8 protein-coding genes are annotated in these 12,671 nt (G+C 45.6%); 5 read left to right on the top strand and 3 right to left on the bottom strand.

What is annotated here, in order from left to right; translation table 11 throughout:
- Positions 1-281: 281 nt before the first annotated feature.
- Positions 282-653, top strand: coding sequence for a TIGR04086 family membrane protein (locus tag DESYODRAFT_RS14760; RefSeq protein WP_007784331.1), 372 nt, complete (start codon positions 282-284; stop codon positions 651-653).
- A 201-nt stretch (positions 654-854) separates the two neighbouring features.
- Positions 855-1,295, top strand: a complete 441-nt coding sequence (locus tag DESYODRAFT_RS14765) for a formylmethanofuran dehydrogenase subunit E family protein (protein WP_007784332.1) — start codon at positions 855-857, stop codon at positions 1,293-1,295.
- 23 nt (positions 1,296-1,318) lie between these two features.
- Here the strand turns inward: DESYODRAFT_RS14765 and lgt are convergent, their stop codons facing one another.
- The 3 genes from lgt to DESYODRAFT_RS14780 form a co-directional block, all read right to left on the bottom strand.
- Complete coding sequence (lgt, locus tag DESYODRAFT_RS14770; protein WP_007784333.1) at positions 1,319-2,107, bottom strand: prolipoprotein diacylglyceryl transferase; 789 nt, start codon at positions 2,105-2,107, stop codon at positions 1,319-1,321.
- A 193-nt stretch (positions 2,108-2,300) separates the two neighbouring features.
- Entirely contained in the window at positions 2,301-2,498 is a 198-nt protein-coding gene (locus DESYODRAFT_RS14775; protein ID WP_007784334.1) for a hypothetical protein, read from the bottom strand.
- 51 nt (positions 2,499-2,549) lie between these two features.
- The gene (locus DESYODRAFT_RS14780) at positions 2,550-4,655 is read right to left on the bottom strand and encodes a cell division protein FtsA (protein ID WP_007784335.1); all 2,106 of its coding nucleotides are present in this window, start codon (positions 4,653-4,655) and stop codon (positions 2,550-2,552) included.
- 424 nt (positions 4,656-5,079) lie between these two features.
- Here DESYODRAFT_RS14780 and DESYODRAFT_RS14785 point away from each other — a divergent pair, with 424 nt between their 5' ends.
- The 3 genes from DESYODRAFT_RS14785 to DESYODRAFT_RS14795 all read left to right on the top strand — a co-directional run bounded on the left by DESYODRAFT_RS14785 (position 5,080) and on the right by DESYODRAFT_RS14795 (position 12,294).
- On the top strand, positions 5,080-11,499 hold the full coding sequence (locus tag DESYODRAFT_RS14785) for a DNRLRE domain-containing protein (RefSeq protein ID WP_007784336.1): 6,420 nt from the start codon (positions 5,080-5,082) through the stop codon (positions 11,497-11,499).
- 12 nt (positions 11,500-11,511) lie between these two features.
- A complete protein-coding gene (locus DESYODRAFT_RS14790) occupies positions 11,512-11,898 on the top strand; it encodes a hypothetical protein (protein WP_007784339.1) in 387 nt (128 codons plus the stop codon).
- A gap of 177 nt (positions 11,899-12,075) precedes the next feature.
- On the top strand, positions 12,076-12,294 hold the full coding sequence (locus DESYODRAFT_RS14795; RefSeq protein ID WP_007784341.1) for a hypothetical protein: 219 nt from the start codon (positions 12,076-12,078) through the stop codon (positions 12,292-12,294).
- The last annotated feature ends 377 nt before the right edge of the window (positions 12,295-12,671 follow it).

Here is a 12,671-nt window from a genome sequence, read left to right on the forward strand (position 1 = left end):
GGACGAAGCTGCCCTACTTGCAGGTCCGGGGATTCTTCTGCATGTCTTTAATTTTTCAGAATAGCCCTCCATGCCGCTACCGCGGCACCATCAGAGGATGAAAACGGGAGTCTTCTTTTTCAGAGCAGATTAAATAGATGCACAGTTCGACCTTGATTCGGCATAGTGCTTAACAAATTCAGGTTTAAACCGTTTAAATCGTCCTAAAACATTTATAACAACCAGTCATACTCTTTGAAATTTTGGCATAGGTACTTATCAGTCAAAGGAGGGATTAACCTATGTCAAAATCCTTTCAATTTAACCTAATTCTAAAAGGAATTCTCCTGGCGTCCATCTTAGCAATGGTCTTGTCTCTGGTATTTGGCGTTCTGCTCTCTTACACATCACTTCCTGAATCAACACTGGTAATCAACATTATCTATGGTGTAAGTGTCTTCATCGCTGCCTTTATCACGGCTTATCACGCAGGCACACGGGGTTTGTACTATGGATTGTCTGTAGGCATAGGATCTATCCTTTTAGTACTGGTCCTTTCCGCAATTTTGTGGTCGGACACTCCATCCTGGCTAAAAATCGCCGAGAAAATGATCATCGCACTTGTTTCAGGCGGCGTGGGCGGAATTATCGGGGTGCTTTTTCCTCAATCCTAATTACTATTAAATTAAGGTTGTTAAAACCTTGAGATAAGAGGGAAATCTCGCCATGAGATTTCCCTCTTATCCCTTCTCTTTATTTTCTACTTTTATTTGAAAAATCCTGCAATTCAAATGTTCTTAATTCAAATAAACTATGGAACTTTGAACTCTAAAGATATACAATAATTCCAAACGCAAGCAGGGGGGAATAGAACTATGTGTATCGAAAAAACACCTTGGGAACAAGTTATTGATTTTCACGGGCATACTTGTCCTGGAATTGCTTTAGGTTATCGAGTTGCTCAAATTGCTAAACGCGAATTGGGATTCAGCCCCGAACCGGAGACTTCGATCATGATTACTGCCTATACTCACTCTTGTGCCCTCGATGCTTTTCAAATAATTAACCGGGCAACCTATGGCCGGGGCAACTTAAGGGTTGAGGAAACGAAACAACATGTCTATCATTTTCAAAAAACCGGTGGGTTGGAAGAATTACAGATTTCCATACGGCCCGAAATCCTGGAACACCTCTCAGTCACTGATCAATCGTTAACCAGGCGTGAGCAGCAAAATAAGAACCTGGAAGCCATTAAAGTGATTTTAGGCGCGGAAGAATCACTATTCTGCAGTTTTCAGTTCGTGAAAAAACAGTAGTTACACTCTAATCCACAGGCTTCTTAAGACACTGCTTCATTCTTCTTATTTCTCCATACTCGCCAGATCAGAAGCACTAGAGCAATTCCTACCGCTGCCATACTGCTCCATTGGGCTGCCGTCCAGTCGAATAAAAAGCGCGGGCTGTCTCCCCGGAGACCTTCCAGGAAAAACCTTGATAGATTATACAAGACCATGTATAACAAAAAGATCATACCGGACGGCCATTTTCTTAATTTAAGAATTACCAGCAGGGCAAAAATAAGCACATCGACTTGCCCTTCCCACACTTCTGCCGGCCAGAGCGGCTGGTCCCCGAAGGTTTTTCGGGCAATGGTGCCGACCGGATAAAGTATCCCAAAATCTCCTCCTGTCGGACCTCCAAAAGCGTCGCCGTTCATCAGATTAGCATTTCTCCCCACTGATTGAGCCAGGATCAGTCCCGGGGCTGCTATGTCTGCTAATTCCCAGAAGGACAGTTTTTTTCGCCAAACGTATATCCCGCCAGCTAATAAGGCCCCGACCACACCTCCTTGAATCGACAATCCACCGTGCCAGACAGCCAGGATTTCTTCGGGATATTGACGGTAGAACGCCCAGTCAAAAAAGAACACCTGCCAAAAACGCGCACCTATGATACCGGAAATGAGTAAAAGAGGCGCTAAATCCATGAAGACATCGATTAATTCCGGCCTGCCGTCTGATTTGGCAAAATATAAGGTAACACCTACTCCTACGATAAAAGCTAATGCAAAAATTGTTCCATAGGCTCTAATAGGAAAATCTCCAATAAAAAACCAATACTGATGCATTTACACTCTCCTTCAGCTGCTATAAATTTAACGCTTATGGTCCCGTTACATTTATTTTCCATTATAGCTTGAAAGATGAGTGACCACAAGTTTCTCTGAAATCCCAAGGCAAATCCGAACTATCCCTCCAAATTCAGATATCATTTTAAATTAAAAAACAGACTAGCCATAATGCGCTAGTCTGTTTTTTAATTTAGTTGTTTAGTCTGGCAAAAAAACCATTGTGTCGGTTGGCATCGGGTATCGCCGCTTCTCGTTCTGCTTTCCCGGTTGGTTTCTGAACTCTTAGAAAATAGTCGGAATGTTTCTTCTTTGCTGATCCTGCATCAGAAATCAATGTAATAACTAAGGCAGCAACTACAATTAGTACAACTAACCATTCGAACAACATTTCACAACACCTCCATTCTTATTTTATGTCCTCCGGCGCGATTGTCAAGCATTAATTCCAGTTGGCTGTCAAACGATCGCCCGGATGCAATACTGTGGTAAACTCAGCAGGCTGACCATTGACCTTTAGAGTTAAGGAAGATCCGGGACGAACCTCATCCGGAAACTTAGCATAGGGTAAGAGGTCTGAAAGGATCGGCATTTGCCTGTATCCATTAACCCGCAGATCCATTCCGTCTCTAAGCGGTTCAGTCTCCGACACGGAACGGCCCTGAGATGTGATAAGGATTTCTTGAATGGGATAGTCCACTTCCGCCCCATTGACATAGAAAATCATTGGCTCAGGCTTAAGCTGCAGATCACCGATCGTGAGCTGGATAATACGAGTCTCGAGGGAATCTCCATCTTGAAGTATTCGGTCACCTTCTGCCCGGCTGCCATTGACCAAAACTTCACGATCTAATTTAAGGGTCTGAAATTCTCCGTTAACACGAATTTCGACGTTTTCTTTTTGTGTTAAATCATACTTTTTTTGTTTAAGCAAATTCTCCAGATTATCATTGGGAAGATAGGCAAGCTTACAGCCATCAAGAATTTGGTCTGTTTCAGTTACCGACTGGTTATCCATAAAAACTTGAGGAGCAAACCTCTCACGCTGTCCATTCCAGGAAATCCATTTTGACTTGGGCAATGACAACACATCTTTAATACAGGCCTTGGCATCCTGACCCGCTTCACCCGGGATAAAGCTGATCTCGTCTCCTGCTTTCAGGGATTGATCTAGTTTGCTCGGTTTTCCATTGACCAATAATTGAGCCGGGCTGCCCATCGTCCCCTTGATCACCCGCATTTCATTATTTATTTCAAAGGTCAAGGCCGCTCCCGGCTTTCCTAAAAATGAACGGGGCTGTATTCCCGCAGCCAGTAAAGCTTCGGCAACGGTCGCTAATTGTAAGGCGAAAATTGAAACCGGCGAACCATTGACTAATACAGTGTAATATTGCAGCCCGTTTTCTTGAAGAGCGGCTATGCCAATTCCGATGGGGGTAATCGTTTCCGGTCCTTTTAAGCTCTTTTCTCCCTTAATTTCCCCTATTCTATCCCTAATCTGAATGCCCACTCTGTTCCGGGGAATTCCCATGGTCTCAGCCAACAGTTCACAAAGCAAGGGAGTCAGACTTCCTCCTCCGATGAGGATAATGGCATGGGGAGCGCCATTATTCAGTCTCAAAATCTCCCCGGAAATATTTTCGGCCAGTTTTCCGACCACTGGGCGAATGATTTCCAGAACCTCCAACCGGTCTACAGCGACTTTTGCACCCAGAAAATCTGTAAAACTAATGGTCTGTTTCTTAGATAATTCCCGCTTAACCTTTTCACCTACTTTAAAATCAAGCAGATAATGGGTACATATCTCCTCAGTAACCTCATCCCCCGCCATGGGAACCATCCCATAGGCAAAAAAAGAGCCGCTCCGAGTCAGGGCAATATCCGCAGTCCCTGCCCCAATGTCCACTAAGGCAAGATTCAGACGTCTCATATTCGGGGGAATGGCAGCCTGACCTGCCGCAATCGGTTCCAAGGTCAGACTCGTCATTTCTAAGCCTACCCGGCCTAAGACAGCCACCAGACCATCAACGACTGTCCTGGGCAAGAAGGTGGCAATCACGGATACCTTGGCAACTCTCCCCCTTTGTCCGATCAGATTCGCAATCTCTTCCCCCTCGTTCCAAGAGGAGATCGTGTTATATCCTACACAGTGATAGCTTTGTAAATGATCATCAGCGGAAGCCTGAAGCTGACGCAGGGCTTGATGAACGGCTTCAATTTCCAAGGCCAATACATTCTCCCGTTCCCAGCGTACCGGAAGGAGTTCCTTATGTTCAGCAACCGCTACTTCTGTGCGTAAGGCACGGCCTGCAGCTGCCACGGCGACCTGTTTCAAAGGGGTATCCAGCTTTTTTTCCAACTGGGCTTTAATCTTAGCGACTACCCGGGCAACTTCATCCACATCATGAACCTGCCCATCATACATGGCGCGTTGGCGATGTTCTGTCTGCGCACTCGCCAATATCTCATAACCCTGATCTTCATTCTTAGTCATTACCAGTCCCATGACCATTCGGGTTCCAATATCCAGCGCAAAAATCGGTTCCACTCGTTTCACCTCTCTCTACCTAAATTCGCTTTATTTGGGCAAAATCCTGCTCACTATGAGCGCAGACCTCTTTTAGCGCTGAAAGTTTCTAAGAGTTCAAGACCCATTGTTTTTGAGATGACAGAGTCCCATAAAAGGGGCTCTGTTTTTATGGGCAATAGCTGGCCTTTAGAACGGGATAAAAATTCCCGGATAATGTCCCTCAGACTTACCATTTGCCCGGATAAGAAAATTGGAATAACTTACATACCTGATAAAAAAAGGGATTGTCGATAAATCGCGAATAGTTAACAGTCTTTATAAATTCTTCACAACTTCTTTATAAATTTTTCACAATTCCAGAATTCCGGTCCCTAATCAATCGAGCTTCAGCCCACTGCCTCGGTCAAGACCGAGAGCTCTTATTCATCAAGGAGGAAACGTCTTGGGTAGACAACGAACAAACTTAATCTCCGGCATCCTGTCTCTGAGTATGCTCTTTTTCGGAATTGCCCCGCAACTGACCCTTGCCGCCGCAGCGAAGGAAGGTTTAACCAACCTTTCTAAGACAGAACAAGCCATCAGCGAAAAAAAGCTCAACAAAAATGTCACCAAAGTCCGGGAACTCACCGAGAATCGGGATAAATACACCAAGCACTATCTAAACAGTGACGGCAGCTTTACTGCCGAAACCTCTAAGAGCAGCAGACATTATCTGGATGCCGGCGGAAAATGGCAGGATATCTCCAATAAAGTGGTTCCCTCGGCTAAAGCAGGCTTTGCCGCCCAAAACGAGGCCAATGGATTTCAAACTCAATTCGCCGATCATTCCGCCTCCGACATTCTTGTGAACGTTATTCTTGATGCTAAACACCAAATTGCCTGGAAAATGGATCAAGTTCAGAAGGTTGATGCCGTAAAAACAGACACTTCTGTAACTTACCCAAATCTGCTTCCTTCGACGGATTTAGAGTACCTCCCTTATTCCGATGGACTCAAAGAAAATATTATCCTCAAAGACAAGGCAGCCCCCAACTCCTTTAAATTTATCCTGGAAACCCAAGGCTTAAAACCCAAAGCCCTGGACGATGGCAGTATCGCCTTGCAGGACGAAACCTCGGGAGAGACCCAGTTAACCTTGCCTCCCGCCTATATGATCGACCAAAAACAGCAAATCAGTCATGCCGCAAAGGTAACTCTTTCTTCGTCTGACAAACCAAATCAGTTTATCCTGGATATCGTGGCGGATCTAACCTGGTTAAATGATCCTGAGCGATCCTTTCCCGTCATTGTGGATCCGATCATTTCCAACGAAAACATTACAGCCGATGTAGGAGCCAACGGAATTGATACCTATATAGCATCCAATAGCCCTTACAAATATTACAACAGCCCTTATATGACCACGGGCTGGGATACTGCTCTTGGCGCAACCCGGTCGTTGATCAAATTCCCTCTCCCCCCCCTTCCGGACGGCGCTATCGTTACAGACAGCATCTTCTCTCTTTACAAGTATACAACAACCAGTGAAGCTCAGGACCTAGCTGCCTTTAGAATCAAGACTGCCTGGAGTCCGCTGGACATCACTTGGGACCATCAACCTGAAATTGACAAAGATAACGAACAAACCAGAGCCTCACTTATTACCGTTCCGGGCAGCCACATAGGCTGGGTAAACTTTAACGTCTGGTCTATCGTCAAAGGCTGGTATAATGGCGGTCTGGACAAGAATGGCTTCATGGTTGCACATAACCAGGAAGGCAATCCCTTGTTCTTCTATCGCACAAGCAATTACGGAACCAATCAGCCCTTTCTCTCCATCACCTATATCACCGACCAAACAGGGTTAAACCCTTACTGGAGTTACGCCAATACACCGGTCGGTTCCGCCAACACGGATAACGGCAACTTCATTAGCTCTGTTGTAGATTTCTCCCTGCCTGGCCGAGGAATACCCAACAGCGTTACGAGAACCTTTAACAACCGGGGGGCTCTTGAGGGAATCTTCGGCAAAAAATGGTTTTCCAATCTCGACATGCAGCTCGTGGATAAACCCTGGGGAAAAGTGCTCTTGGATTCAGCCGGGACGGAACGTCCCTTCATGCTCAAAAGCGACGGACAAACCTATGCCGCCCCGGATAATTACCCGGTTCAGCTCTATAAGAACCCTGACGGAACCTTTACCCTTCAGGAGATCAATGAAAGCGGCGGTTACCGAACGGAGCTCCCCAGTGTCGCCTTTGCCGGGGACGGCAAGGTGATTCGCCTTCTGGACGGCAAAGGAAATACCACGAACATCACCCGCGCCGGGGATAAAATCCGCTTAACCGATGCTTCCGGCCGGATGGTGGAATTAACCCTTGCAAACGGTACCGTGGCTTCTTTGAAAGACCATACCGGTCAGGTAAAGGTAACCTACAATTATACGGGCGGTTTCCTGACCCAAGTCACTTACAAAGATGCAGCCTATGGGGATTCCAGCCTTAAGTACAGCTGGGACAAGGGTCAACTGCGGTCCATGACGGATAAAAATGGCACACCCTATTATCTGACTTATGATAACCTCAACCGCATTGCCAGTGTCGGAGAAATCAATCTGCTGGGCAACCCCAGCTTTGAAGCAGGCTATGGCACTAATCTCGATTCTTGGGAAGAAACGGTGGAACCCGATTATGGAAGCATAACAGAAGACTCCTCAACAGCAACAACGGGTAAAGGCAGTGTGCACATCCAAGGCAGCTCAACGCTTTACCCCGGTTCTACTCAAAGCTATCTCCATGTCAGTCAAACCCTTCCGATTAAACCCTCCACATCCTACAATTTAAGCGCTCAGTTGAAAACCGGTGCTCTCAAGGGCAAGGCTTTTCTCAACACGGTGCAGTTGGATGTTAACGGCACCATCCTGGATTCCACCTGGAAGGATACCCGGTCCATTGCCCTCACGGGAACAAAGGACTGGACAAAACAATCCCTAAGTGTGACCACCCAAGCCAATGCGGCTTACCTGAGGGTCTACATGCAAGCGGACCATGACAGCACCCATTTTGGCGGAGATGCTTACTTCGATGAGGCTCAACTGGTCGAAGGAGCAGCCGCAGCCGAGTTCCACGGTCATACAGAGATCGGCTTCGGCGGGGATGGCTGGGTTACCTCTCCCCTGGGGGACGTCACTCAGTATGTGCACAATAATTATGGCAATCCCATAGCCGTGATCAATGATCCGGTCGGTCTGAATTCAGCCACCCGCATGACCTGGAATGCCGCAGACCAGCTGACAAGTCTCACCACACCTTCTGGAAACACTTACAACTATAAGTATGATCCCCTTGGGAATATGGAAAAGGCCACAGACCCCAAAAACAATAAAACCAACTATGAATACTATAGAAATCGCCTGAAAACTTTAACCCAAGCAGACGGCAAATACGTTCAGAATGCCTGGGACCCGGTCAGCTTAGACCAGCAAACCCAAACCGACCAGGCCGGCAACTCCAAAGCCTACGCCTATAATGCCGGAAACCTGACCATGGAATCCAATCTCTTGGGGATAGCGGATAACCGGATTTACAACAGCGGGTTTAATGAAGTGGACAGCAATAATCAGTCCTTGGAATGGTTGGGTTATGCGCCCACGGGCAGTACTAATCTCACCGAGGAGGATCCGGAAGCCCCTTACGGCGGGAGTCGTATCTTAAAGCTCAATCCCGGAACAAACCATAACACCTATCAGTGGACAGGCTTTGTCAGTGTAGCCGACAAAGCGAAGGGCAACTATATCCTTAGTGGGGATATTAAAGCCGCAGGAAGCGGCTCAACTTTAGGGGCAGTCATCAATATCTTCTGGTACGATGCGGATAAAAACCTAATTGAAGATCCGACCCCTTATTTTAAAGTCAAAGACGGAGAGTGGCAACGCTATACCGCCATGGACATTAAACCGCCAGCCAATGCTGTTTATACCCGGATCATGGCCATCACCTACCAAGGGTATACCGGTTACTTCGACAACCTTCAGTTTGAACAAAGCTCACAGATCCGGGGGTATAACGCTCTGCAAAACTCCTCTTTTGTCAACGGGCTTTCCAAATGGATTCGCTCCAGCAGCTATGCAGACGTCATATCAGAAGTAGGAACCATCAATCTCCCCTCCACCGGCAGCAGCTATTTGGAATCTCAAACCCTGATCCCCATTAAACAAGGGGAAGACTATACCCTAAGCGGAAATCTCAGCACAGGCCCAATGACCGCCGCTTCAGATAAGGGAGCTTCCCTGCAGGTCCTGATCTACAATCAGGCCGGGACCTATGTTCAAACCTTTAAATCTAAAATCGTTTCGGAAAAATCAGACCTGGCCAAGTATGTCGTACCCTTCGAATCCCCGGTCAACGGAACCGCCAAAGTCCGTTTAGACGTGACCAGCGCTCAAGGGATTGCCAAGTTTGATAATATTCGCTTCGGGTATGGCCGGGAAGCGGTTACCTCAAACTATGATTCCTCGAATAATTATGTTGTCAGCACCACCAATCAGCTGAACAAAACGGTCAGCTATGCCAACGATGCCTATGGACAAGCAACCTCCGTCACTTCCCCTACCGGTGAGGTCATCCGCTACGCCTATGACGGCCAGGAGCGTTTGCGCACCGTCACAGACAACGCTCAAAACCTGACCACCTACGGCCTGGATGCCAACGGCAACGTCTTAAGTGTCAACACCAAGGCTCCCTCAGGTACGATCTACAATCAAAGCTCCTTCGTCTATGATGACAAGAACAATCTCAAGGCTGAGAAAAACGCCGCCAACTCCATTGTCAGCAGTTATGCCTACGATGCCAATGGCCGGCTCACACAAAAAACCAATGCCGGCGGCAGCACTGTCAGCTTAGAGTACGATCCCTTAGGCTTGCTTAAGACTCTGAGATTATCCAGTAATGAAACCTATGGCTTCAGCTATGACCTGGAAGGTCGGCGCAAGCAGGCAACAGTTTCGAAAACGCCCACTGGTCCAATCCTTCATACCTTCGACTATGATTACGATGAGGTAGGAAATCTGATCAGCTCTATCGAAAAGGGCAGCAGCGGCACGTTTATCGGGAGCATCACCAAACCTGCCGGAGACATGTACTCCAAGACGGATCAACTCCTGGGCTTTAAGCTTAAGTATCTATCCAATCCTGACGTCCTCTACGCCTTTCTCTATTCCCCCAACAAGTTGGTGGAAAAGGTCTCGGCAGCGGGCAAAGACACCCTCTTTAAGTACGATGAGGGCAGCAAGCTGAAGTTGCAGACTAATCCCAATGGTGTGGAGGATCGATTCGACTATAACGAAGGCAATCAGTTGATTGGCACCTCGGCCTTCAAGCCCGGCAATGACTATAAGACAAGAATTTCGAGCACCTATAAGTATGATGACGACGGCCGGCTGATCGAAATCAAGGGCCAAGGCCCGGGCAGTCCCACGGCAAAGTATGTTTACAATGATCTTGCCGGAACGGAAAAGCTGAACCGCTTAACCCAAGCTGAGATCACGGATGTCGGAACCCAGTACACTCTGGATTACAGCTATGATCCGGCAGGAAACCTTAAATCCATGGATGTACCCAAAGGGCAGGTAGAACAGAAAAATACTTTCACCTATGATGGGGATAATAAGATCAGCTCTATCAACGGGTCGGCGAGTAATGTGAGTTATGATGCCAATGGGAATCTGACCAAGCTGACGGTTAACGGCAAAACCCAGCAATATGTCTATGATGCGGCTAACCGCTTAATCAGCGTGAAAAACGAAGCAGGTACGGTCATTGCCAGCTACACTTATGACGGGGATGGACAGCGTCTTACGAAAACTGTGGGATCGGAGACCATAACTTATCATTACTTTAAGGGTCAGCTGATGTACGAGACCTCCGATCAGTATGCGGATAAAGTGACCGCCCGCTATACCTGGACCCCGGAAGGAAAGCTGCTCTCGATTTATATCTTCCGCCCTGTTGGGGGCTATTGGAACTATTATTACTACCATTACAATGCCCATGGGGATGTTGTGGCGGTAACGGATTCTAATGGAAATGTGTACCGGCAGTATGCTTATGATCCGTATGGGAATATCATCAGTGTTAAGGATGGAGCCAATGTCTCGAAAGACATGAGCACGGATGAGTTTAATCATGCTTACACTTATGCGGGATATCGGTATGATAAGGAAACCGGGTTGTATTTCCTCAATGCCAGGTACTATAATGCAGGGATTGGCAGGTTTTTGACGAAGGATACCTTTAAAGGCAGAGCTAATGATCCCCAAAGTTTAAATCGATATGCTTATGCCCATGGGAATCCCGTTAGTTTTGTTGATCCGACGGGACATGATGTAGGGGCACCAGGGATGGATTTGGGAGTTTATACTGAGTATCAAAAACAAGGTCTCTATCCAACAGGAAGTTACTCTACACCAATGCCTGCGCCTAAGAATACAAGTGGGAATGTGCATAATGCTAATAGTGTTGCAAATGCAAATGATCAACTATTATCAACTACAGCACTAACTATTGATGGGATGAGTTCAGCGAAAAGTTTATTATTAGTAGCTAATAAAGGTTTATCAAAAGCTATAGGGAAATCGTTACCGGTTTTTGGTGCAAGCACCCTTGCTTATGGTTTAGCACAAGATTGGACCAATTATAACGGCAATAATTTGATTTATGCTATGGGACTAACGTTTATAGGGGCAACATTACCTGTCATTGGAACTGCATTTTTAGTTGGAGTGTTAGGCGCGACTACCGCTGGAATTACTTTTGGTGTAACATCAGGCTTTGCATTATCATTTATTATTCCTGAAATAAAAAGTAGACGACTAAAAAAAGCTTAGGAGGAAATATAGATGGGGTGGAACTATATACCCTGGCCAATAATTATACTTGCTTTATTTTTAGGCGGTATGTTCTTTATTGTAAATGCAATAAAGATTAGAAAAAAATCACCTACAGCTTTCGTACTATCGTATTTTCTTCTTGGAATTAGTTTTATCTTTTTTGGGTTTTTAAAAATAGCTCAAGTTTTTTTAGCAGATCAAAGCTATAATATTATGGTTAACATTTCAACTTTTTTATTCACTTTTTCTATACCTTTGCTTTTAATTGGGGGTTATCAGAAAGTTAAAAATGAAGGAAGAATGGGTGAAAAAGTCAAGAAAGATTTTATTTTAGTTGGTGGTTTTTTTCTGTTTTGTGTCTTCTTTACTCTGTTTGTCTGGTTTCAAACTAGGTAGTTTTTCGCTTTAATTTAAACCTTGTACATTGAAATTAAAAATTCTAAAACAATTAATGAACACTGTCCCTAAGTTTTTCTCTGGACCAAAAAGTTTTTTGCCAATGTTTTATATTGAAGATTCAAATATGAGCCATTTCTATGGTATTCCAACAACTTAAGCAATATTGGAGGGAGAATGAATCACATTAATGAAAATATCTTTTGCTGCAAAAGACTAAAAGAAGTATATGAGGATGATGACTCGAACCATGAGATATTTGTCTACACCCTCGATTTTGATGAAACCCAATGGTATATTCCTGGAATAGGACATCTTTACTTTTGCCCATTTTGTGGAAGCAATATCGCCGGACAAGGGTTCGGTAAAAAGTGGGAACCATTTAATCAAAAATAACTTCTACTATCTTAGCAAAAGCATCCGAAACAAGGGTCAAGTCCGAAGAGGGCTTGGCTCTTCATTTTTTGCACTAGCTGTAATTCTAGGTTGAAGTTTTAACGGTCAGCAGCAAAACCCAGCAATACGTCTATGATGTGGCTAACCGCTTAACAGCTGCGAAAAACAGAACGGGTGATGCTATTCTAACTACATTTATGAGGTGGTCAGCGTCTCACGAAAAAAAAACCGTAGGATCTGAGACCATAACTTATCATTACTTTAAGGGCCAGCTGATGTACGAAATCTCCAATTAGTGTGCGAGTAAAATTACGGCCCGCTATACCCGAACTCCGAAAGGAAGGCTGCTCTCGATCTATATCTATCGCCCTGTTAGA

The organism is Desulfosporosinus youngiae DSM 17734, from assembly GCF_000244895.1.
GTDB classification, from domain to species: domain Bacteria; phylum Bacillota; class Desulfitobacteriia; order Desulfitobacteriales; family Desulfitobacteriaceae; genus Desulfosporosinus; species Desulfosporosinus youngiae.